Raw genomic sequence first — 22,942 nt, forward strand, 5'->3', positions numbered from 1 at the left:
CTCCTGAAGGATATTACTGCTGTTGTTCTTCGATGAGAGCAACGTCAAACCACAGACCGGGCATCATTTTTTCCAGGCCGTCGGTCAGCATTTTTCCGGCTTCGTGAAGCGTCTCCAGCGGCATCTGCGGGAGACTCTCCAGAATGAACCACATTTGCTGCGCTTCCACGCCTAAGCGGGTTCTGATCCCCTGTCGCCAGTTCCAGCGACGGCAGGTCACGCCGATATCATCACACCAGATAACCTCACCTTGTGAAGGATACTCAACGGTGGTCTCTCCCTCTTTGACCGTATCAAAAGGTTCTGTTCCTTTTGCCACAGTCAGACGCGGCGCCCCCTGATAGGCAGAGAGATCCTCTCCACCAACCGGAACGGCATAGCGGAGACTGACGGCATTATAAAGATCAACGACAGGATCGAGCGCTGGCATCGTTCCGTCACGTAAGACGCGCTTGCGTAACGCATCCGCTGAGCAAGGGGTGCGTTTAGGTTTAGCCCCAAATTTTTGAAAAACGTCGGCCCATGCCGCCAGATGAGATTCCGCCCAGGCAGGCTCACCGGCCAGAACCGCCTCACAGGCTTCTCGCAGCGCCGTTTCTCCAGTGCCGGGATTAAGCACTGGCGCAGCTTTTACGCGGATACTGAGCGCCCGAAAACCGGGAGCAATACGATAAATTTCAGGAGAAATTGACGGAGATACTGTTAACACGTGATAATCCTGTAATGACCAATTTATTCCATGATAATGACCAATGACCAAAAAAGTCAATTTAATGACCGATGCAAATTCGATCGCCAGCTCCGTGAATGAAGCCGTATCGCAGCGAATTAAACTGTATCGTAAGCAAAAGAAAATCTCCCTTGATGAACTCTCGCGTCAGGCGGGTGTAAGTAAGGGAGCGTTGGTTGAGATAGAAGGATGCCGGGCGAATCCCAGCATTGCCCTGTTATGTCGCCTGGCTGCCGCGATGGGGGTTTCGGTGGCTGATTTTGTGGATGTCAGTGCCAAACCGACCGTGCATCTCATTGCTGAAGATGAGATCCCAGAATTGTGGACAGGTGAAACAGGCGGGAGAGCAAGATTGCTCGCAGGATCGGGTGGCCCTGATATGACCGAGCTCTGGATGTGGGAAATGCAGCCCGGGGAAAAGTTTGCGTCACCCGGCCACGCGGAAGGAACGCTTGAACTGTTTTATGTTCAGTCGGGCACGCTCACACTCGGCGTACAGGATCACGTGTATCAGATAAAAACTGGCTGTTCGGCAACTGCCAGAACGGACGTTCCTCATTTCTATGAAAACCGGGAGAAGGACCCATTGGTATTCATCATGACAGTGCATGAGAAAGCGTCCTGAGTTGTAGCCCGGTATGCCAGCAGGGCTTGTCTCATTAAAGCAATTTACAATTTATTCACATAACTGCCTTTGTCTAATTGATTGGCGCAAAGTAAGGGGGTAACATCCACTCTTTCGGATAAAGAAAATGTCTGTTACTGATTCTCTCCTTGCCTTCTCTCTCGCTGCACTACTGCTCACCCTTACTCCGGGCCTGGATACGGCACTCATTCTACGAACGGCATGTGCTGAAGGTGGAAAGAAGGCTTTTCAGGCAGCTCTTGGAATTGATACTGGCTGTTTTATCTGGGGCGCACTTGTTGCGCTGGGACTGGGAGCGCTGCTGGCGGTGTCAGAGCTCGCTTATACCATGCTGAAAATTTGTGGTGCGACTTACCTTTGCTGGCTGGGTTTACAACTGCTGAGGCGGCCACGTTCATCTTTCAATCACGGCGATGGCGTTAATCCTTCAGCGGGGAACTGGTTTATAAAAGGAATGCTGGGAAATGTACTCAATCCTAAAATGGGTATTTTCTATGTCTCTTTTTTACCTCAATTCATACCTGCCGGGCATTCCCCTTTTGTATGGACTTTTATACTTGTCAGCATTCATGTCGCAATAGGGACAATGTGGTCAGTCACGCTCATTTTATCCACGCACTTTGCATCAGCCATACTGAAGAAAAGCAGTGTTGTCAGGGGAATGGACAGAGCTACAGGAGGATTGTTTTTGTGCTTTGCGGCTAAACTTGCACTCAGCACAAGATAACCTGATTAACGCTAACACAGCTCAGAACGTCCGCTGTGGTCACATAACTGACGTTATGAACGGTGCCCTGTGAAGCTTTTGAAATCAAGCCGATAATACGAAGGCGGCTGTCCCGTGACACGGCGGAACATCGTGGCGAAAGATGATGCATTGTCGTATCCGAGAGTGAGAGCCACTTCATTCACCGGTTTACCTGTTATCAGCAACGTCAGTGCACTGACGACACAGGCTCGCTGTCGCCATGCAGAAAATGACATGCCGGTTTGCCGTAAGAAAAGTCGACGAAAGGTACTGGCGCTCATAAACAGCGTACTGGCCCAGCGCTCAGCAGGATCGTGGATTGAGGGGTTAAGTAAAAACGCCTGACAAAGAGCCAACAGAGCCGGATGTTGTGGCAGCGGAATATCGAATTCGCGAACCGGCATTTCCGCCAGTTCCAGTAACAGCAGATTTACCAGTGCACGGTCGCGTGCGCTGTCATACATCAGCGGCAAATCCACAGCATCAAGCAACAACTGACGTAACAATGGCGATACGCTGATCACCTTACAGTGTCGATACTTAATCGATCCCGTCACGCATGTTGGTTCAATATATAAGCTACGCGTGGTCACACCTACAAACCGGACAGCGTGAGGGGTTTCGGGTGGGATCCATACTGCATGTTGTGGGGGAACAACCCACTCTCCGTTACAGGTTGAGACGTACATGAGACCCGTTGCGCCATACAGCAGCTGCGCGCGGCGATGTTGGTGTTGTGGCAGTATAAATCCCTGCGCATAGTCATTGCCTAACGCCACCACTTCACGATCGAGCTTATCGACATCTTCAATTTTTACGTTGCGCACACCGGTCTCCGTCTGAACGATTTACAAAGGTAATTGAGCGCTGCGCAAATGGGAAGCAGGATGCTACCGGTATAAGCTGCTCGCTCATTTTCAGGTCGGGGATATTCTTTTGAACGATATCGCAATTATTGCACTGGCAGGCTTTACTACCGGTATCACCACGGTGCTCTTTGGTTTTGGGGGCGGTTTTGTCGTGGTGCCATTTGTTTATCAACTGATGCTGCGGCAGTCTGAGCTGGCAGGAAACGCCATGCATATCGCGGTTGCTACCTCAACGGCGGTGATGATATTTAACGCGGGCTGGGTCAGCTACCGAAACTGGCGCGCCGGCAAACTTTCAGCGCAGACATTGTTCCCATTATTATGGTTTATCGCCATCGGGGCTGTCGTGGGTTCCTGTCTGGCGGGAGTCTTCAGCGAGAATATTGTTCGCGCACTGTTCATTCTTTATATGCTGGTAACCATTGGCGATTGTTTGTTGCGCAAAGGTTTTTTTAGCCGCAGTTCCCCGCGTCGCTTGTCACTTTCTGTGGTAACGGGCGGCGGAGTGATCATCGGCATGATAGCCGCATTGCTGGGCGTGGGTGGCAGCGTGATGACAGTGCCATTATTACGGCGACACGGCTATGCGATGGGTGAATGTATTAGCGCTTCTAACCCGCTTTCTCTGCCTGTCGCGCTGTGTGGTGCCGTGACGTATGCGGTCATTGGTTGGCAAAATATTCCGGTGAGCGGATTTCTCGGTTTTATCAGCCTGAAAATTTTAGGCCTGTTGGTACTGACGGGCTGGGCTGGAATAGTTTTTAGCCGTAGGGTTATACCTGCTTTACCTGACATATGGCACGCACGAATCTATGTAATACTGCTGTGCCTGGTGCTACTGGCGATGCTGCTCCAGTAAACCCATCCATCGCGGCGACTACTGGGCTACCTGTACCAACGTCCGCTTCTGGCACAGAGCGGACATAATGAATTTCGGCTATATCCGGCAAATGGATGGCTCTGGCGACAAAAACACTCACCTTCCCAGTGCCGCAACAATTGCCCCCTCCATTTTCTCTGGCGTCGTCATCGGTGCAAAACGCTTGAGCGGCTTACCGTCGCGTCCGATCAGAAACTTAGTAAAGTTCCACTTGATCCGACCACCCAGCACGCCAGGCAATTCGCTTTTCAGATAACGAAACATCGGATGTGCTGCGGCCCCATTGACCTCAACTTTCCCGAACATGGGAAAACTGACGCCGTAGTTAATGTAACAGGTCTTTGAGATTTCATCGGCGTCGCCGGGTTCCTGCTTACCGAACTGGTTGCAGGGGAAGCCCAGCACCACTAACCCTTGTTCGGCGTATTTCTTGTATAGCGCTTCGAGACCCGCATACTGGGGCGTAAAGCCGCACTGGCTGGCGGTATTGACGACCAAAACCACCTTCCCCGCATAGTCGGCCATTGAGATAAGACTGCCATCCAGGCGGGTGGCGGTAAGCTGATGAAAGCGTGTCATGCTGAAATCCTCAAAGCAGGCCGAAAAGCTGCTATGACCACCCACGCGGCGGCCTCCGTACAGAAAGTTTACATTCAAACAGGCTAAGTGTGATACATTCCCGCCGCGCCAATGACCACCACACTCGCTATCAGGTATGCAGAACATCACAAAAAAAATTCGCTGGCTTCTGCTTGCTATCCCATTCCTCAGCGGTTGTGGCACGCTCTCGCAAATGTCCTCCCCGGAAGGTACCCAGGAACTCCTCACCCATGAATCGCTGGATGGCGACGTTGACAGCGTGGTGCGTCACTACATGGCGCAAAAGTCTGTTCCAGGAATGACGGTCGCGGTAATCCATAATCACGGCTCGCCTCAGTTTTACACCTGGGGCGTTACCGATGCAGTCAACCGCTACCCGGTCAGGCCCGATACCCTGTTTGCGCTCGGCTCGCTCAGCAAAGGGATCACGGCGGAAGTGGTGGCCTGTCTGGTGAGTGAGGGGCAACTGAACTGGAACGACAGCCTGGCGACATTGCTACCGCCGGGAACGCCGCTAAGTAAGGATGCACAAAAAATCACCCTGCTGGAGCTGGTAACCCACACCTCCGGCCTTCCGCGCCAGAATATGGACGTTCCGATGCTCGGAAAATTCATCCGCTACTTAGGCACGGGTGATAATTTCTACGGTGAACTGGACAGCGATAACGTGCTGCGTTATCTGGCGAACTGGCGCGCGCCGAGAGATAAAACGCCGCAATACTCCAATACCGGCTACGCCCTGATTGGCTATATCCTGAAGCACAAAACCGGCGAAGATATTCAGAGTTTAGCCTCGCGCTATATTTTCCGTCCGCTGCACATGGTTAACAGCAGCTTTACGCCCCAGAAGCTCAAAGGATACCCCCAGCGGGCGCTCGGCCACGCGGGCGATCAGCCAAAATTCATCCCGCGCGGGCAGCTGACGCCAGACTGGCATTTTTCCAACAACATGGTGGCGGCGGCAAGCCTGTACAGTAACGCCGAAGATTTGGCGGCCTATGCCCGCTATCACGTCTCTACGACACACAATCCCTTGCTGGACAGCGTCTTTGACGAAGTCAGAAATACCGATATTCAACGCCCCGACGGGGTGCAGGGCATTGCCTGGACCACCGACTTTATCGGTCTGGAAAAAATCACCTATCAGGTCGGCTATATCGGCGGCTACTCCAGCTTCATCGGCTATGACAAAGAGAAAGGCAATGCGGTGGTGGTGCTGCAGAATATCTTTAACTGGAGCAACTATATTGGCATCGCGCTACTGATGGATATGGCGAAAAAAGACGGCCTTACCCCTACATCGCCGACTTCGGCCTTAAGGTCTCGTCAAACGCCAGCCGTTTCCGGTCAGGCTCAGCCTCGCGCAGCGGCTCAACCTGGTGCATAGTTAGCTTGCAGCGCTCCACCAGCACCTGATACTCCCGCGTGCCCTGCCGCTTCCACGCCATCTCCTGCTCGCTCAGCTCGCGAATCGCTTTGGCCGGGCTGCCGATAATCAAGTGGTTGGCAGGCATCTCCGCTTTCGCCTTTACGAACGCCGCCGCGCCGACGATGCTGTTTTCACCAATCACTGCCCCGTCCATCACCACCGCGTTCATACCCACCAGCGCGTTGCGGCGGATGATGCAGCCGTGCAGGATGGCGCTGTGGCCGATATGCCCCTCCTCCTCCACCACCGTGTCCTGCTCCGGGAAACCGTGCATCACGCAATTATCCTGAATGTTCGCGCCATCTTTCACCACGATACGGCCAAAATCACCGCGCAGGCTGGCATTAGGGCCAACATAAACGCCTTTACCCAGAATTACGTCGCCAATCAGCACCGCCGTTGGGTGAACATAGCTCTCGTCAGGTACCACCGGCGTCAGACCGTCAATTTGATAAACTGGCATCTTCACTCCTTATGCGCTTGTAAGACCACCAAAGCGTTGATAGTAGAGCGTGCCGGGCACGGGCAGTTCGCCCACGGAGGTTTCGCCCTTCTCGCTGACAAACGCCAGCGCCCCCGGCGCGACACGCTGATAGATATTAATGCAGAGCTGTCGGGCGCTTTGCCCCGCCCAGTGCGCGGGCAGTAACTCCTCCGGCAACAGTGGGTCTTTCAGCACCACGCGGCGATAAAAGTGAATCAGCAGCAGCTGGATCTGGAAGCAGCGTTCAGGCGTAAGCTCCTCCGGCGCGGCCTCTTTCAGCAGCGGCAGCAGCGGGCGGAACGAGTTGATAAACGACTCGTACATCGCGTTTTGCTCGGTTAACTGCCAGCACTCTTCCACCCGCGAACGCAGCGCGGCGCGGGAGAGCGCCAGCGGCGAGTGGGCTTCGAAGAAGATCACGTTTTCCGCCACGCCGGCATCGTGAAGCAGGGACTGCACATCCGCCAGATGCTGGGACGGCGAGGCCATCAGGCTCGGTGCCAGCGTGCCAAATCCTTGCCAGATGAGCTGTTTTTTCACATCCGCGAGCGTAGTTTTATCCAGCCCTTCGGAGAGCAGCAGCAGCCATTTTCCGTCCCAGGCGGGCAGCTCTGCGCGATAGATCTTATTCTCCGCGCGACGCGTCAGCCGCAGCCCCTTATCGCTCAGGCGGTAAAAGCTGCGCCGCCCGATGCGGGAGACGTCCAGCCAGCCCTCTTTGTTGAGGCGAAACAGCGCGGTGCGCACGAAGCGCTCGCCAAATCCCATGCCTTCCAGCAAGGCGGCCAGGCTGCCGAGCCAAATCTCGCCGCCGCGGTGGGAAAGCGCGTCACCGTATAACGAGGAGATAAGCGACGTTCCGCTGACGGGAACCGAGCTGACCGCGTGCTGGATAAAGGCGTCGAGTTTATTCATGTGATTCATTCTGTTGTTATTTTTGTCCTGGATGAATCATAGCATAAGCCCCTCACCCTGGCCCTCTCCCCAAAGGGGAGAGGGCCAGGTGTTTTAACCGTTCGCCGCAACTTTACGCAGATCAAACACCCGGCAGGCTTTCCCCTCCGAGCGCGGGATGCTGCCGCAGTTCACAATCATCACGTCGGTGGAAATCCCGACCATCGACTTTATGCGGTGGCGCAGCTGGTGGCACACCTGGCAACGCTGCTCGTGCGTCAGCGTTAAGCTGCTCTCTTTCAGCTCCACCTTCACGGAAAGTGAATCAAGATGCCCACGACGGTTCACCTCCAGCTGATAGTGCGGAGAAAGGTGTTCGAACTTCACGATCTCCTCTTCCAGCTGCGACGGGAAAACGTTGACGCCGCGGATGATCAGCATATCGTCGCTGCGGCCGCCGATCCGGTCCATACGGCGCATGCTGCGAGCGGTTGCCGGCAGCAGACGCGTCAGGTCGCGGGTGCGGTAGCGGATCACCGGCAGCGCCTCTTTGGTCAGCGTGGTGAACAGCAGTTCGCCCTGCTGACCGTCATCCAGCGGCGTGCCGTCGTTCGGGTTGACGATCTCCGGGTAGAAATGATCTTCCCAGATGGTTGGGCCGTCGGCGGTTTCGATACACTCCATCGCCACGCCCGGCCCCATCACCTCGGAGAGGCCATAAATATCCAGCGCCGTAATGCCTAAGCGTTTTTCGATTTCGCGACGCATGGCCTGTGTCCACGGCTCCGCGCCGAAAACGCCAACGCGCAGGGAGCAGGTGCTGGCGTCGCCGCCCATCTGGCGCTCCAGCTCCTCAATCAGGTTGAGGCAGTAGGACGGTGTCACCATGATCATGTCCGGCTGGAAATCACGGATCAGCTGCGCCTGTTTCTCTGTCTGGCCGCCGGACATCGGGATCACCGTCGCCCCCAAACGCTCGGCGCCGTAGTGCGCGCCCAGCCCGCCGGTAAACAGGCCATAGCCATAGGCCACGTGAATTTTGTCCTTCGCGCTGCCGCCCGCCGCGCGCAGGGAGCGCGCCACCAGGTTGGCCCAGTTGTCGATGTCGCCCTGCGTGTAGCCGACAACCGTCGGTTTGCCGGTGGTGCCGGATGACGCGTGAATGCGCACCACCTGCTCCATCGGCACGGCAAAGGTATCAAACGGGTAGTTGTCCCGCAGGTCCTGCTTGGTGGTGCACGGGAATTTGCGAATATCCGCCAGCTCGTTGAAATCGTCAGGGTGAACGCCCGCAGCGTCAAACTTGCGTTTGTACATCGGCACGTTGTTATAGGCGTGGTGCAGCGTCCATTTCAGACGCGCGGTCTGCAGCGCCTGCAGTTCGTCAAGGGAGGCCGTTTCAATCGGATCAAGCTTTGTTGTATTTGTCATTGTAGGGTACTCACATTGTTTTTATGCTCAAACACGCTCAAGGATCATGGCAATGCCCTGACCCACACCGATGCACATCGTACACAGCGCGTAGCGCCCGCCGCGTCGGTGCAGTTCATTACTCGCGGCCAGCGCCAGTCTGGCGCCGCTCATCCCCAGCGGGTGACCAATCGCTATCGCGCCACCGTTCGGGTTGACGTGCGCGGCATCATCCGGCAATCCCAGCTGACGCAGCACGCCCAGCGCCTGCGCGGCGAAAGCTTCGTTAAGCTCGATCACGTCCATCTCGTTAATGCTGAGTCCGACGCGCTCCAGCACCTTGCGCGTGGCCGGGACCGGACCGAGCCCCATCAGACGTGGCTCCACGCCTGCCGTCGCCATCGCCACGATCCGCGTGCGCGGGACCAGCCCCTGCGCCAGCGCCATCTGCTCGCTGGCGACGATCAGCGCCGCTGCGCCGTCGTTGACGCCGGAGGCATTTCCCGCCGTGACCACCCCGTTCCTGCGGAACGGCGTTTTTAGCCCGGCAAGCTGCTCAAGCGTGGTGTCCGCGCGGGGATGTTCATCCTCGCTGAACTCGTTGACCGCCCCTTTTTTCCCCGGCACCTGCACCGACACAATCTCCTGCGCCAGAATGCCGTTCTGCTGCGCCTGCGCGGTACGCTGCTGGCTGCGCAGCGCGAACGCGTCCTGATCGGCACGGCTGATATTTAACAATTCAGCTACATTCTCTGCCGTTTCCGGCATGCTGTCAGTTCCGAATTGCTGATGCATGAGCGGATTCACAAATCGCCAGCCGATGGTGGTATCGAAGATCTCCGCCTGTCGCTGGAACGCGGCGGTGGCTTTGCCCATCACAAACGGCGCGCGGGACATGGACTCCACGCCGCCCGCAATCAGCAGGTCGCCGTCGCCCGCCTTAATGGCGCGTGCGGCAAAACCAATCGCGTCCAGCCCCGACCCGCACAGGCGGTTAATGGTGGTTCCGGACACCGTCTGCGGCAGCCCGGCCAGCAGCGACGACATACGCGCCACGTTGCGGTTATCTTCACCCGCCTGGTTCGCGCAGCCGAAGATCACGTCGTCAATCCGCTCCAGATCGAGCTGCGGATAGCGTGCCAGCAGCGCGCGGAGCGGCACGGCACCGAGATCGTCAGTCCGAACGGCGGAAAGCGCCCCGCCATAGCGCCCCACCGGGGTTCGAACGCCATCACAAATAAATGCGTCACGCATCAGGCCTCTCCTGTCACATTGCCGCCGATGCGGTGAGATTTTCCGCGAAAAAGGGCGACGGTTTTCTGTTGCTGGTTCTGAATTTCAATGTCGTACACGCCGGTCAGCCTGCCCTGATGCTTGACCCGCGCGGTGGCGGTGAGCGTGTCCCCGGCAAAGCCCGGACGCAGAAAATCAATCGAGCAGCCGGAGGCCACCGCCGCCAGCCCCTGACTGTTGCAGGCGTAGGCAAAGGCGGTGTCTGCCAGCGAAAACAGCTGTCCGCCGTGGCAGGTTTGGTGGCCGTTGAGCATCTGCGGGGTGATGGTCATGGACACCACCGCGTAGCCGTCGTCCATATCGACAATGTCCATCCCCATCGCCTGCGCGCAGGCGTCCCGTTCGTACATGGCGCGGGCGTTGTGCCAGGCGTTATGACTCATAGCTACTCTCCAGAAGCGCGCGCTGGCGCAGCAGGGAACAGGGGCGATAGCGTTCCTCGCCGTAATGACGCTGCAGGTTCTCCAGCAGCGTCAGCAGGCGCTGCCAGCCCAGACGCTCGCCCCAGGCGATCGGCCCGCTCGGGTAGTTGACGCCCAGGCGCATGGCGGTATCGATGTCCTTCTCGCTGGCGACCCCTTTTTGCAGAGCATCCAGCGCTTCGTTGGCAATCATCGCCACCGTGCGCCAGACCAGCAGGCCGGGATAATCGGCAATCTGCACCACCCGAAGCCCCTGCTGCTGGAGGTAGCGGATGGCCTTTTGCGTCGCCGTATGCGGGTTGCTGGCGGCTGCGGCGATGACCGCGACGTCGCGCTCGATGCGGTCTACTACAACCACCGGCCCGTTGAGCCGCAGCGCCAGCGCCTGCGCGGTTTCGCCCTGCGTTTCAATCAAGTACACATCATCAATTTCCGTGACACCGTTACGTCTTTTTTCCACGCGCATCGGGCTGTAGCTGTCGTTCACGGTATCAGCCCAGCGCACCCCGGGCCTGTCGCCCTGCCAGTCATAAACGCCCTTCCCGCTTTTTTTGCCCAGCCTGCCAGCCAGTACCAGCTCCTGCTGCACCAGCGAGGGCAGAAAACGACGCTCCTGCCAGAAGGCGTTAAATACCGAGCAGGTCACCGCGAAGTTCACGTCCTGACCAATCATGTCGGTCAGCTCCAGCGGGCCCATCGGGAAGCCGCCGCCTTCGCGCAGGGCGGCGTCAATCACCTCCGGCGCGGCCACCTGCTCTTCCAGCGCGCGCCAGGCCTCGGAATAGAACGGACGCGCGACGCGGTTGACAATGAACCCCGGCGTTGACTGGCAGCGCACGGGCTGCTTGCCCCAGTTCAGCGCCAGCTCGCACAGCGCGTCGGCCACTTCCGGGGAGGTTGCCAGCCCGCTCACCACCTCTACCAGCTTCATGACCGGCGCCGGGTTGAAGAAATGCAGTCCGGCGACGCGCTCAGGATGGTGGATGTCCGCAGCAATCGCCGTGACGGAGATCGAAGAGGTATTGCTGGTCAGCACCGTCTGCGGCGGGCAGATTTCCGCCAGCTGCGAAAACAGCGCCTTTTTAACCTCCAGCCGTTCCGAGGCCGCTTCAATCACCAGTTCGGCCGCGGAGAGCGCGTCGATATCCGTGACGGGAAGCAGCCGGGCGAGGATCTGGCTCCCGGCATCGGCGGAGAGTTTTCCGCGCGTCACCCGGGAGACCAGACGCTGGCGGATCCCGTCGATAGCGCGGGATATCGCATCGCTGGAAATATCGTAGAGCAGCACCTGATGCCCGTGGCTGGCCGCTACTTCTGCAATCCCCGCGCCCATCGTGCCGCTGCCAATCACGGCGACAGTCCGTATGTTGAGCATCTTATTTCCCCGTAAAGTTAGGCGCGCGCTTCGCGAGGAAAGCGCTGACGCCCTCGCGGTAGTCGTCGCTGCGACCGGCCAGACGCTGATAGTCGCGCTCCAGGTCAAGCTGCGCGTCGAGGGTGTTGGTTTCCGCAGCATTGATCGCCAGCTTGATCAGGCCCAGGCCGAAGGTCGGCTGCGAGGCAAAGTGCAGCGCCATCTGCTGCGCCGTGGCGGAGAGCTGGTCGTCGTCCACCACCTGCCAGATCATCCCCCACGCCTGCGCCTGCTCGGCGCTGAGTTTGTCCCCGAGCAGCGCCAGCCCCATGGCGCGGGCGCGTCCGGCCACGCGCGGCAGCAGCCACGTGCCGCCGCAGTCCGGCACCAGGCCGAGCTTGCTGAAGGCCATCACGAAGTTGGCCGACCGGGCGGCAATCACCATGTCACAACCGAGCGCCAGCGTAGCTCCCGCGCCAGCCGCCACCCCGTTAACCGCGCAGATGACCGGCTTCGGCAGCTTTGCCAGGCGGCGCACCAGCGGGTTGTAGAAGGTTTCCACGGACATCCCCAGATCCGGCGCCGGGCCGTTGGGGTCGACGTTACGGTCGTTCAGATCCTGACCGGCGCAGAACCCGCGTCCTGCCCCGGTGATCAGCAGGCAGCGGATGGCGTCATCGCGCTCGGCCTGCTTCAGGCAATCGGCAAGCTGCTGGTGCATCACGTCGTTAAAGCTGTTCAGACGCTCCGGACGGTTCAGCGTAATGGTCATTACGCCCTGTTCTACGTGACTGAGAATAAATTCCACAATTAGCGTCCTTTAAAGTCGGGGGTGCGTTTTTGTAAGAAGGCGTAGATACCTTCCCGGCGGTCTTCGGTGGCGGAAAGCAGCGTAAACAGCTGGCGCTCCTGGGCGAGCCCGGCCTGCAGCGGCACCTCCTGCGACTGGCGCAGCGCCTGCTTCGCCGCCTGCAGCGCAAGCGGAGAGTGGCGCGCCATCAGCACCGCCTGCTTCAGGGCGTACTCCAGTGTCAGAGACGCCGGGAAGAGATCGCTCACCAGCCCGGCGCTCAGCGCCTGCTCTGCGGTAATGCTCTCGCCGGTCAGCACCATTTTGCTGGCCAGGGATTTACCGACGCTGCGGATAAGACGCTGGGTGCCGCCCGCGCCGGGCATGATGCCCAGCGTGATTTCCGGCAGGCCGAAACGGGCGTTATCGCCAGCAATGATCACGTCGCACAGCAACGCCAGCTCGCAGCCTGCGCCCAGCGCGAAGCCGTTCACGGCAGCAATCAGCGGTTTGTTAAACGCGTTAATGCGCGCCCATAGCTGCGGGCGGATATCATTCAGGGTGGCGGGCAGGTCCTTCTCCGCCATTTCGTTGAGATCGGCCCCGGCGGCAAAGCAGCGCTCGCTGCCGTAAATCACGCAGACGGCGATGTCGGCATCCACGGCGGCAGCCTCAAGCTGTTCCGCAAGCTGCGCCAGCAGCGCATTGTTAAGGGCGTTGCGCGCCGCCGGACGGTTCAGCGTCAGCTGCAGCACGCGGCCATGACGGGTAACAATCAGTTCGCTCATGCCATCCCCTTCGCGTCAAAGTCGACAATCACGTCGGCGGTTAACGGCAGCGACTGACAGCTCAGTACGTACCCGGCGGCCAGCTCGTCCGGCTCCAGGCTGTAGTTGGTTGCCATGTCCACCTTGCCGCGCAGCACTTTGCATTTGCAGGTGGCGCACACGCCGCCCTTGCAGGCATACGGAAGATCCGCCCCCTGCCGCAGGGCGGCATCAAGAATGCTTTCGTCGTCCGCCGTCAGGGTGATTTCACGGTCGCGCCCGTCCTGGCGCACGGTCACTTTCTGCCCTTCCGCCTGCACGTGCGCCGCGCGCTTAACGGTGATTCCGGAGGTGTTAAAGCGCTCAAGGTGAATGGATTTTTCCGGCATCCCCAGCGCTTTCAGCGTCGCTTCGGCGTCGTCCATCATCGCCGACGGACCGCAGATGAAGGCCTCGTCATACTGGCGGAAGTTGATCAGGGTTTTCGCCAGCGCCTGCAGCTTTTCCCCGTCGATGCGGCCAAAGAGCAGGTCGCTGTCCAGCCGCTCCTGGCTGAAGATGGAGACCAGCTGCAGCCGCTGCGGGTATTTGTCCTTCAGGTCCGCCAGCGCCTGGCGGAACATCATGCTCTGGCTGCTGCGGTTGCCGTAGATCAGGGTGAAATGGCTGTTGGATTCGAGCGAAAGCGTGGCGGAGATAATCGCCAGCATCGGGGTGATCCCGGAGCCTGCGGCAATTGCCAGGTAGTGGCCTTCACGTTCAGGCTGCGGCTGGTAGCCAAACTGCCCTTGAGGAACCATCACCTCCAGCGCCATGCCCGCTTTGATCTCATCCCGGGCATAGCGGGAAAAGCGCCCACCGTCGATGGCTTTGACCGCCACGCTGATCTCACCCGGCGCGGTGCTGCGGCAGATGGAGTAGCAGCGGCGCAGCTCGTCTTCGCCCAGCGTCGTTTTCAGGGTCAGGTGCTGGCCGGGGCGGAAGCGGTAGGCCTCCTGCAACGCCTGCGGCACCGCGAAGGTGATGGTTACCGCGTCGCGGGTTTCGGGTTCCACTTTTGCCACTGTTAATGAATGAAACGTTGTCATGGCAGCCTCAAATACATTTGAAATAGTCGAAGGGCTCGCGGCAGATATTGCAGCGGTAGAGCGCTTTGCAGGCCGTCGAGCCAAATTCACTGATAAGGGAGGTGTCGGTGCTGGCGCAGCGCGGGCAGCTCACCTCTGCCGGGACGTGCGCGTGGCAGCTATGCCCCACGGGCGGGCTGATGCCGTACGCCCGCAGGCGCTCGCGCGCGTCGGCGGTCATCCAGTCGGTGGTCCAGGCGGGTTCTAGCTGAAGCACGATATGCACCGGGGTAAAGCCGTGCGCGGTCATCGCCTCGCGGATCGCCCCCAGCAGGTGTTCCGTTGCCGGGCAGCCCGAGTAGGTGGGCGTGAAGCCAATCACCCAGCCTTCCCCCTGCGCCTTCACGCTGCGCACCATGCCTAAATCGGTAATGGTTAACACCGGCACTTCCGGATCGGGGATCTGGCTTAACAGCGACCAGATCTGCGGAACTTGCGCAGGCGCGATGTCGACGAGGCGTTGCATAGCGTTCTCCTTTACCACTGCTGACCGGGATACGCGCGCTGGAGATACTGCATTTCCGCCAGCATCGGACCCAGATGTTCGGTATGAAGCCCCTTCTTGCCCCCGGTGCGGTACGCCACCTCTGCGGGAACCTGCAGACAGGCTTCTTTAAGACCAGCAAACACTTCGCTTTCCCACGGCTGGCGCAGGGTTCGCGGATCCACCGCCACGCCGGCGTCAATCAGCTCAAGCTCGACCTCATCGGCGTCAAACAGCTCCGCCGTAAACCGCCACAGGCTGTCGATGGCCTGCTGCATATTTTGCGCGGAGGTTTCGGTCCCGTCGCCCAGCCGCACCAGCCAGCCGCGGCTGAAGCGCAGGTGGTAGCGTGCCTCTTTAATGGCTTTGGCGGCGATGGCAGCAAGCTGGCCGTCGCTGCTCTGAGTCAGGCGTTCGTACAGCGCCACGTTCCAGGCGTCCATCAGGTACTGACGGGCAATCGTGTCGGCGAAGCTGCCGTTCGGCTGCTCCACCAGCAGGACGTTGCGGAACTGGCGCTCGTCGCGGCCAAACGCCAGCGTGTCTTCATCGCCCTGGCCTTCTAATTCCGCGGCATAGGTCAGAAAATTGCGCGCCTGCCCCAGCAGGTCGAGGCCGATATTGGCGAGCGCGAGGTCGATTTCCAGCTCCGGCGCGTGGCCGCACCAGGCGCCGAGACGCTGGGAGAGCACCAGACCGTTGTCGCCCAGACGCAGGGCATAGGCAGTCACTGAGTTCATTCTTTGCCTCACATATGCTCGATGCCGTCAGGGATGGTGTAGAACGTCGGATGGCGGTAAACCTTGCTTTCCGCCGGGTCGAAGAACTCGCCGCTCTCTTCCGGCTGGGAGGCCACAATTTCACTCGCCTTCACTACCCAGATAGAACACCCTTCGCTGCGGCGGGTGTAGGCATCACGGGCATTTTCCAGCGCCATGCGATCGTCGGCGGCATGCAGGCTGCCCACATGACGGTGGGATAACCCTTGTTTGCTGCGTACGAATACTTCGTACAGCGGCCAGTAGACATTGCTCATGGTTATTTCCTCTTATGCGGCCTGACGGGTACGTTGTTTTTCGGCGTGCGCCAGCGCGGCTTCCCGCACCCACGCCCCGTCGTCCCAGGCTTTGCGTTTCGCGGCCAGACGTTCGTGGTTACAGATGCCGCGCCCGTTAATGACCTCGTCAAACTCCTGCCAGTCGATCTCGCCGAAGCGGTAGTGACCGCTCTCTTCATCAAAACGCAGGTCCGGATCCGGCACCGTCATGCCGAGCATCTCCACCTGCGGAACCGTGTTGTCGACAAAGCGCTGACGCAGCTCGTCGTTGCCAAAGCGTTTGATTTTCCAGGCCAGGCTGCGGGCGCTGTTAGGCGAGTTGTCGTCGTTCGGCCCGAACATCATCAGCGCCGGCCACCAGAAGCGGTTGATGGCGTCCTGCAGCATCTGACGCTGGGCCTCACTGCCCTGCGCCAGCGCCATGCAGGCTTCAAAACCCTGACGCTGGTGGAAGCTCTCTTCTTTACATATTTTCACCATCGCCCGGGCATACGGGCCGTAGGAGGTACGGCACAGCGCCACCTGGTTGACGATGGCCGCCCCGTCCACCAGCCAGCCGATCACGCCGATATCGGCCCAGCTCAGGGTCGGATAGTTGAAGATGGAGGAGTATTTCATCTTGCCGTCGAGCATCTTCTGGTAGATGTCTTCCCGCGCGCAGCCCAGCGTTTCCGCCGCGCTGTAGAGGTAAAGCCCGTGTCCGGCTTCGTCCTGCACTTTCGCCAGCAGGATCGCTTTTCGGCGCAGCGTCGGCGCGCGGGCTATCCAGTTCCCTTCCGGGAGCATGCCGACAATTTCGGAGTGCGCGTGCTGACCAATCTGGCGGATCAGCGTTTTACGGTAGGCTTCCGGCATCCAGTCCTGAGGCTCAATCGCCGTCTCCTGCGCTATGCGCTGCTCAAACCGTTGTTCTTGCGTCACGTCATCACCTTTATGATTCGTTAGTTTGCAAATTAAAGCGAAATGTTGAATCACTTTGTTTTGTAAAAGTTACACAAAGGTTAAATATAACCCCAAGAATTGTTTCCCGGTTTTGTGATGCTGCTCGCAAGGCTTTTACGCCAGGCCTTTTACAAAGCGCCTATACGCGACGCGATTCGGCAAGTCAGATCACAACGTTAACAATTCATTAAAAACACAGCTTGATTTTTATGATTCACGATCAAACTATTAATGGTGAAATCACGAAACATTTGGAGATAAGCGATGCAGCAGTTAGCCAGCTTCTTGTCCGGTACCTGGCAGTCTGGCCGGGGCCGCGAACGCGCGATTCATCACGCCATCAGCGGCGAAGCACTCTGGGAAGTGACCAGCGAAGGGCTGGACATGGCGGCCGCCCGTCGCTATGCCATTGAGCATGGGGGCGAGGCATTGCGCGCCATGACTTTTATTGAACGTGCCGCCATGCTGAAAGCGGTGGCGAAACACCTGCTCGGCGAAAAAGAGGCGTTTTATGCCCTGTCCGCCCAGACGGGCGCGACGAAGGCGGACAGCTGGGTCGATATTGAAGGCGGCATCGGCACCCTCTTCACTTACGCCAGCCTGGGCAGCCGCGAGCTGCCGGACGACACGCTGTGGCCGGAAGATGAGCTAATCGCCCTGTCGAAAGAAGGCGGCTTTGCGGCGCGCCACGTTCTGACCTCGAAATCCGGCGTGGCGGTACACATCAACGCCTTCAACTTCCCCTGCTGGGGAATGCTGGAAAAACTCGCGCCGACCTGGCTTGCCGGGATGCCCGCCATCATCAAGCCCGCCACCGCTACCGCGCAGGTGACGCAGGCGATGGTCAAATCCATCGTGGACAGCGGACTGGTGCCGGACGGCGCCATCAGCCTGATTTGCGGCGGCGCGGGCGATCTGCTCGACCAGCTCGACAGCCAGGACGTGGTGACCTTTACCGGCTCCGCCAGCACCGGGCAAAGCCTGCGCGTGCACCCGAATATTGTGGCGAATTCGATACCGTTCACCATGGAAGCCGACTCCCTGAACTGCTGCGTGTTGGGTGAAGACGTCACGCCGGAGCAGCCGGAGTTTGCCCTGTTCATTCGGGAGGTGGTCCGCGAAATGACCGCCAAGGCCGGGCAGAAATGTACCGCCATTCGCCGGATTATCGTCCCGCAAAGCCAGGTTGATGCCGTGAGCCAGGCGCTGATTGCCCGTCTGGAAAAGGTGGTGATGGGCGACCCGGCGCAGGAAGGGGTGAAGATGGGGGCGCTGGTCAACGCTGAACAGCGCGCAGACGTGCAGGAGAAAGTGGATCGGCTGGTCGCCGCAGGCTGCCAGATCCGTCTGGGCGGCAAAGCGGATTTGCAGGCCGCGGGGGCGTTCTTCCCGCCGACCCTGCTGTTCTGCCCGCAGCCGGATGAAACCCCGGCGGTGCACGATACCGAAGCCTTCGGCCCGGTCGCCACGCTGATGCCGTATCGCAGTGCAGAGCACGCCATGCAGCTTGCCCGCGCGGGCGGCGGCAGCCTGGCGGGGACGCTTGTCACCGCAGACCTGAACATTGCCCGCCAGTTTATTGCCGGCGCGGCACGCGCCCACGGGCGAATTCAGATCCTTAACGAAGAATCATCAAAAGAATCTACCGGCCACGGCTCCCCGCTTCCTCAGCTAATGCACGGCGGCCCTGGCCGCGCGGGCGGCGGCGAAGAGCTGGGCGGCCTGCGCGCGGTGAAGCACTACCTGCAGCGCACCGCGATTCAAGGCAGCCCGACGATGCTGGCCGCCATCGGCAAGCAGTGGGTGCGTGGCGCAGCGGTGCAGGAAGATCGCGTCCATCCGTTCCGTAAATACTTTGAGGAACTGCAGCCGGGCGACAGCCTGCTGACGCCGCGCCGCACGCTGACGGAGGCGGACATCGTCAATTTTGCCTGCCTGAGCGGTGACCACTTCTACGCCCATATGGACAAGATCGGGGCGGCAGAGTCGATCTTTGGCGAGCGCGTGGTTCACGGCTACTTCCTGATCTCCGCCGCGGCGGGACTGTTCGTTGATGCAGGCGTCGGGCCGGTGATTGCCAACTACGGCATGGAAAACCTGCGCTTTATCGAGCCGGTCAAGCCGGGCGACACCATCCAGGTGCGTCTGACCTGCAAGCGCAAAACGCTGAAGAAACAGCGTACCGCCGAGGAAAAACCGACCGGCGTGGTGGAATGGGCGGTAGAGATTTTCAACCAGCACCAGCAGGCCGTGGCGCTCTACTCCATTCTGACGCTGGTGGCGCGCCAGCGTGGTGATTTCAGCTAACGTTCGCCCTCATCCTGCCCCTCTCCCCAACGGGGAGAGGAGATTGCTCTGAACGACCTGTGATTTATCTCAGCGCCTTTTTTAACCTGGCAAGACCAACAAATAACCTGGCAGATGCAGGCAAACGCTTTTCTCAGGCGCCTGTCAGGATAAGGCTGTCACAACACAATAAACCCTAAAAACACAACAAGATGAGGTCTACGATGGGAAGCAATTCTTCTTTTTCTGCCCGTAGAACGGCACTGGCCATGGCCGTTGCGCTGTGTTGCGCCTGGCAATCCCCTGCTTTCGCCCACGGCAGCGAGGCGCATATGGTCCCGATGGACAAAACACTGCAGGATTTTGGCGCGGACGTTCAGTGGGATGATTACGCACAGATGTTCACCATTGCGAAAGACGGCGCCTTCGTGAAGGTCAAACCGGGCGCAAAGACGGCCATCGTCAACGGTCACCCCCTCAATCTTGAAGTGCCGGTAGTGATGAAGGACAAAAAAGCCTTTATCTCAGAGACCTTCATCAACGATGTTTTCCAGTCTGGTCTTGACCAGACCTTCCAGGTTGAAAAACGTCCTCACCCGCTAAACGCGCTCACGGCGGACGAAATTAAGCAGGCTGTCGAGGTTGTGAAAGCCTCTGCGGATTTTAAACCCAATACCCGCTTTACCCAGATCGCCCTTGCGGAACCAGAGAAAGCCAAAGTGTGGGACTTTGTGCTCAACGGTACGGCAGTGGACGCCCCTCGCCAGGCGAAGATCGTCATGCTCGACGGCAAGCACGTTATCGAAAGCGTAGTGGACCTGAAGGATAAAAAAATCCTGCGCTGGGAGCCGGTGAACGACGCGCACGGCATGGTGCTGCTGGATGATTTCACCGCGGTTCAGCAGATCATTAACGAGAGCTCGGAGTTTGCCGAGGTGCTTAAAAAACACGGCATCACCGACCCGAAAAAAGTGATCACCACGCCGCTTACCGTCGGCTACTTCGACGGTAAAGACGGCCTGAAGCAGGAAGACCGCCTGCTTAAGGTGGTGAGCTATCTGGACGTCGGCGACGGCAACTACTGGGCGCACCCGATCGAGAACCTCGTGGCCGTGGTCGATCTTGAGCAGAAAAAAATCCAGAAGATTGAAGAAGGTGCCGTTGTGCCGGTTCCGATGACTCCGCGCCCCTATGATGGCCGCGACCGTGTCGAGACGCCGAAAAAACCGCTCAACATCATTGAGCCGGAAGGCAAGAACTACACCATTACCGGCGACATGGTGCACTGGCAGAACTGGGATTTCCATCTGAGCCTGGATTCCCGCGTCGGCCCGATGATCTCGACCGTCACTTACAACGACAACGGGAAAAAGCGTCAGGTGATGTATCAGGGATCGCTCGGCGGCATGATTGTCCCGTACGGCGATCCGGACGTGGGCTGGTACTTCAAGGCCTATCTCGACTCCGGCGACTACGGCATGGGCACCCTGACCTCGCCGCTGGTGCGCGGTAAAGACGTGCCGTCCAACGCCGTGATGCTCAACGAAACCATCCCGGACTACACCGGCACGCCGATGGAGATCCCGCGCGCGATTGCGATTTTCGAACGCTACGCGGGGCCAGAATATAAACATCAGGAGATGGGCAAGCCGAACGTCAGCGCCGAACGCCGCGAGCTGGTGGTGCGCTGGGTGAGTACCGTGGGCAACTACGATTACATCTTCGACTGGGTGTTCCACGAAAACGGCACCATCGGCATTGACGCCGGTGCAACGGGTATCGAGGCGGTGAAAGGCGTGCAGGCGAAAACCATGCATGATGCCACCGCCAAAGACGACACAAAGTACGGCACGCTGATCGATCATAATATCGTGGGCACCACGCACCAGCACATCTATAACTTCCGTCTTGATATGGACGTGGACGGCATCAACAACAAGCTGGTGGCGATGGATCCGGAAGTGAAGCCGAATACCGCCGGCGGCCCGCGCACCAGCACCATGCAGGTGAACCAGTATGACATTGATACCGAACAGCAGGCGGCGCAGAAGTTTGACCCGGGCACCATCCGGCTGCTGAGCAACACCAGCAAGGAGAACCGCATGGGCAACCCGGTCTCGTACCAGATTATCCCTTACGCGGGCGGTACCCATCCGGTGGCGACAGGCGCGAAATTTGCCCCGGACGAGTGGATTTACCATCGTCTGAGCTTTATGGATAAACAGCTGTGGGTCACGCGTTACCACCCTGACGAGCTGTATCCGGAAGGGAAATTCCCGAACCGCTCCATCCACGACACGGGCCTTGGGCAGTACAGCAAGGATAACGAGTCGCTCAACGATCAGGATGACGTGGTGTGGATGACCACCGGCACCACCCACGTCGCACGCGCGGAAGAGTGGCCGATCATGCCGACGGAATGGGTGCATACCCTGCTTAAACCGTGGAACTTCTTCGACGAGACGCCAACGCTCGGGAAGAAAAAAGACGAAAAATAACCACCCGCCGGGCAATTGCCCGGTTTTTTTTACCCTGACGTTTGATGATCGCCCTCGCTTGCTTATAGTTACTGATATATCACCTGCATGATTTTTCCCCCGGACGGGAAAGGGCTTTATGGAAAAAAGAAAAAAACCGACGCTGGAACGAGCAACCTGGCCGACGCGCCACGCCATGGTTATGCACGGGCTGGCGATGAACCTGCCCTGGCTGGCTTTCGTCAACATCAGCTTCGCCGTGATGATTCTGCTGCGCCATGTTCTGCTTAACGCCAGCGATCCCCTTTATCCCCACTTGCCGCATATGATGAAAATGGTCGACGCTTCGATGCTCGGCATTATTATCCTCTCGGCTGCACTGATCCTTATGGGCTGGCGGCGCATCGCCGGTATCAGCGTAGTGCTGTGTATCTGTAGTGCTATCTGGTCGATATCGTGCTTCTGGTTCATCACCGATTTACTGCTGCCCCACGTCTGGCCGCTGTGCGTTATTTTATTACTCGCTGGGTTAACGGCCCTCTACTTTTACCCTGTAGGGTTGCTCGCCTTCGTGCTCCCGCTCTGGATAACCCTGCCGATTGCAAGCTGGGTACTGAATGATGGCCTTAATCTTCACTTCGTTATCATCTGGAGCGTCTTTTCGCTGATCTTGATCTGCGGGCGCTTCATCCTATTAAGCTGGTTTGACGAGGCCTGGCGACGTAACCAGCAAAACCAGCTGCTGATCTCACGACTGGATGCGCTGGCGCATCAGGATCCGTTAACCACAACCGCCAACCGCCGGAAGATGGAGGTGGTGCTGGAGAACGCGGTTGAGCAGAAGAAACCGTTCTCGCTGATTATGCTGGATATTGACTATTTCAAACGCTACAACGACACCTACGGTCACCAGGCGGGTGACGAATGTCTGACGCGGGTGGCGCGGGTGCTGAAGCAGTCGGTGCGCACACCTGAGGATGTGGTGTCACGCTACGGTGGCGAAGAGTTTCTGGTGATTCTGTTTAATTGCCCTGAAGCCATCGCGGAAAAGGTCGCCCTGCGTATTAAGGACGGCCTGCGCGCGGAGTCCATACCGCACGGCTCCTCAACCGTCAGTGACCACGTCACCGTGAGCATGGGCATTGCGAGCATGGCGGAGGGATTAGCCGGCACCGAGATCATTGCCCGCGCCGACGCGGCGCTGTACCGGGCGAAAGAGGCCGGGCGGGATCGGGTATGCCGCTGAGAACGAC

Annotated in this window: 23 protein-coding genes; 7 read left to right on the plus strand and 16 right to left on the minus strand. The window is 58.8% G+C overall.

Going from position 1 to position 22,942, the window contains the following annotated elements:
- Positions 1-13: 13 nt before the first annotated feature.
- Positions 14-709, minus strand: coding sequence for a B3/4 domain-containing protein (locus IM295_RS17590; RefSeq protein ID WP_088205388.1), 696 nt, complete (start codon positions 707-709; stop codon positions 14-16).
- Between the two features lie 43 nt (positions 710-752).
- Between IM295_RS17590 and IM295_RS17595 the strand changes: the two genes are divergently transcribed.
- Entirely contained in the window at positions 753-1,355 is a 603-nt protein-coding gene (locus tag IM295_RS17595) for an XRE family transcriptional regulator (protein WP_193067078.1), read from the plus strand.
- 127 nt (positions 1,356-1,482) lie between these two features.
- On the plus strand, positions 1,483-2,103 hold the full coding sequence (locus IM295_RS17600; protein WP_045261416.1) for a LysE family translocator: 621 nt from the start codon (positions 1,483-1,485) through the stop codon (positions 2,101-2,103).
- A 53-nt stretch (positions 2,104-2,156) separates the two neighbouring features.
- Here the strand turns inward: IM295_RS17600 and IM295_RS17605 are convergent, their stop codons facing one another.
- Positions 2,157-2,951, minus strand: coding sequence for a helix-turn-helix domain-containing protein (locus tag IM295_RS17605; protein ID WP_028013041.1), 795 nt, complete (start codon positions 2,949-2,951; stop codon positions 2,157-2,159).
- Between the two features lie 109 nt (positions 2,952-3,060).
- On the opposite strand from IM295_RS17605, the gene IM295_RS17610 reads away from it, so the two are divergent.
- The gene (locus tag IM295_RS17610) at positions 3,061-3,852 is read left to right on the plus strand and encodes a sulfite exporter TauE/SafE family protein (protein WP_126346057.1); all 792 of its coding nucleotides are present in this window, start codon (positions 3,061-3,063) and stop codon (positions 3,850-3,852) included.
- Between the two features lie 117 nt (positions 3,853-3,969).
- Here IM295_RS17610 and IM295_RS17615 read toward each other — a convergent pair whose 3' ends face one another.
- Entirely contained in the window at positions 3,970-4,452 is a 483-nt protein-coding gene (locus tag IM295_RS17615; RefSeq protein ID WP_193067079.1) for a glutathione peroxidase, read from the minus strand.
- 136 nt (positions 4,453-4,588) lie between these two features.
- Between IM295_RS17615 and IM295_RS17620 the strand changes: the two genes are divergently transcribed.
- Positions 4,589-5,860, plus strand: coding sequence for a serine hydrolase (locus tag IM295_RS17620; protein WP_193067080.1), 1,272 nt, complete (start codon positions 4,589-4,591; stop codon positions 5,858-5,860).
- On the opposite strand, the gene paaY is transcribed toward IM295_RS17620, so the two are convergent.
- From paaY to paaA, 13 genes are all read right to left on the minus strand, one after another.
- Positions 5,769-6,365 (minus strand): phenylacetic acid degradation protein PaaY, encoded by a 597-nt coding sequence (paaY, locus tag IM295_RS17625; RefSeq protein WP_193067081.1) that lies wholly within the window; start codon positions 6,363-6,365, stop codon positions 5,769-5,771. The genes IM295_RS17620 and paaY overlap by 92 nt on opposite strands.
- A 9-nt stretch (positions 6,366-6,374) precedes the next feature.
- The gene (paaX, locus tag IM295_RS17630) at positions 6,375-7,310 is read right to left on the minus strand and encodes a phenylacetic acid degradation operon negative regulatory protein PaaX (RefSeq protein ID WP_021241337.1); all 936 of its coding nucleotides are present in this window, start codon (positions 7,308-7,310) and stop codon (positions 6,375-6,377) included.
- An 84-nt stretch (positions 7,311-7,394) separates the two neighbouring features.
- A complete protein-coding gene (paaK, locus tag IM295_RS17635; RefSeq protein ID WP_041910177.1) occupies positions 7,395-8,711 on the minus strand; it encodes a phenylacetate--CoA ligase PaaK in 1,317 nt (438 codons plus the stop codon).
- 27 nt (positions 8,712-8,738) lie between these two features.
- Entirely contained in the window at positions 8,739-9,944 is a 1,206-nt protein-coding gene (gene pcaF, locus IM295_RS17640) for a 3-oxoadipyl-CoA thiolase (protein ID WP_193067082.1), read from the minus strand.
- Entirely contained in the window at positions 9,944-10,366 is a 423-nt protein-coding gene (paaI, locus tag IM295_RS17645) for a hydroxyphenylacetyl-CoA thioesterase PaaI (RefSeq protein ID WP_028013034.1), read from the minus strand. The genes pcaF and paaI overlap by 1 nt, the downstream gene beginning before the upstream one ends.
- On the minus strand, positions 10,356-11,780 hold the full coding sequence (gene paaH, locus IM295_RS17650) for a 3-hydroxyacyl-CoA dehydrogenase PaaH (protein WP_193067083.1): 1,425 nt from the start codon (positions 11,778-11,780) through the stop codon (positions 10,356-10,358). Before paaH ends, paaI begins: the two co-directional genes overlap by 11 nt.
- A 1-nt stretch (position 11,781) precedes the next feature.
- Positions 11,782-12,570, minus strand: coding sequence for a 2-(1,2-epoxy-1,2-dihydrophenyl)acetyl-CoA isomerase PaaG (gene paaG, locus IM295_RS17655; RefSeq protein ID WP_126346051.1), 789 nt, complete (start codon positions 12,568-12,570; stop codon positions 11,782-11,784).
- Complete coding sequence (gene paaF, locus IM295_RS17660; protein ID WP_193067084.1) at positions 12,570-13,337, minus strand: 2,3-dehydroadipyl-CoA hydratase PaaF; 768 nt, start codon at positions 13,335-13,337, stop codon at positions 12,570-12,572. Before paaF ends, paaG begins: the two co-directional genes overlap by 1 nt.
- Positions 13,334-14,404, minus strand: a complete 1,071-nt coding sequence (paaE, locus tag IM295_RS17665) for a 1,2-phenylacetyl-CoA epoxidase subunit PaaE (RefSeq protein WP_193067085.1) — start codon at positions 14,402-14,404, stop codon at positions 13,334-13,336. Before paaE ends, paaF begins: the two co-directional genes overlap by 4 nt.
- A gap of 7 nt (positions 14,405-14,411) precedes the next feature.
- On the minus strand, positions 14,412-14,909 hold the full coding sequence (gene paaD / locus IM295_RS17670) for a 1,2-phenylacetyl-CoA epoxidase subunit PaaD (RefSeq protein ID WP_193067086.1): 498 nt from the start codon (positions 14,907-14,909) through the stop codon (positions 14,412-14,414).
- An 11-nt stretch (positions 14,910-14,920) separates the two neighbouring features.
- Positions 14,921-15,667, minus strand: a complete 747-nt coding sequence (gene paaC, locus IM295_RS17675) for a 1,2-phenylacetyl-CoA epoxidase subunit PaaC (protein WP_126326060.1) — start codon at positions 15,665-15,667, stop codon at positions 14,921-14,923.
- A gap of 8 nt (positions 15,668-15,675) precedes the next feature.
- Positions 15,676-15,963: a 1,2-phenylacetyl-CoA epoxidase subunit PaaB gene (gene paaB, locus IM295_RS17680; protein WP_003857353.1), complete on the minus strand. Its 288-nt coding sequence runs from the start codon at positions 15,961-15,963 to the stop codon at positions 15,676-15,678.
- Positions 15,964-15,975: 12 nt separating this feature from the next.
- Complete coding sequence (gene paaA / locus IM295_RS17685; RefSeq protein ID WP_028013027.1) at positions 15,976-16,905, minus strand: 1,2-phenylacetyl-CoA epoxidase subunit PaaA; 930 nt, start codon at positions 16,903-16,905, stop codon at positions 15,976-15,978.
- A gap of 285 nt (positions 16,906-17,190) precedes the next feature.
- On the opposite strand from paaA, the gene paaZ reads away from it, so the two are divergent.
- From paaZ to IM295_RS17700, 3 genes are all read left to right on the plus strand, one after another.
- The gene (paaZ, locus tag IM295_RS17690; protein ID WP_193067087.1) at positions 17,191-19,233 is read left to right on the plus strand and encodes a phenylacetic acid degradation bifunctional protein PaaZ; all 2,043 of its coding nucleotides are present in this window, start codon (positions 17,191-17,193) and stop codon (positions 19,231-19,233) included.
- A gap of 203 nt (positions 19,234-19,436) precedes the next feature.
- The gene (gene tynA, locus IM295_RS17695) at positions 19,437-21,710 is read left to right on the plus strand and encodes a primary-amine oxidase (RefSeq protein ID WP_193067088.1); all 2,274 of its coding nucleotides are present in this window, start codon (positions 19,437-19,439) and stop codon (positions 21,708-21,710) included.
- A gap of 118 nt (positions 21,711-21,828) precedes the next feature.
- The gene (locus tag IM295_RS17700; RefSeq protein ID WP_069732330.1) at positions 21,829-22,935 is read left to right on the plus strand and encodes a GGDEF domain-containing protein; all 1,107 of its coding nucleotides are present in this window, start codon (positions 21,829-21,831) and stop codon (positions 22,933-22,935) included.
- Positions 22,936-22,942 lie beyond the last annotated feature (7 nt).

The sequence above is a fragment of the Enterobacter cloacae complex sp. P14RS genome, assembly GCF_014895895.1.
Lineage (GTDB): Bacteria > Pseudomonadota > Gammaproteobacteria > Enterobacterales > Enterobacteriaceae > Enterobacter > Enterobacter bugandensis.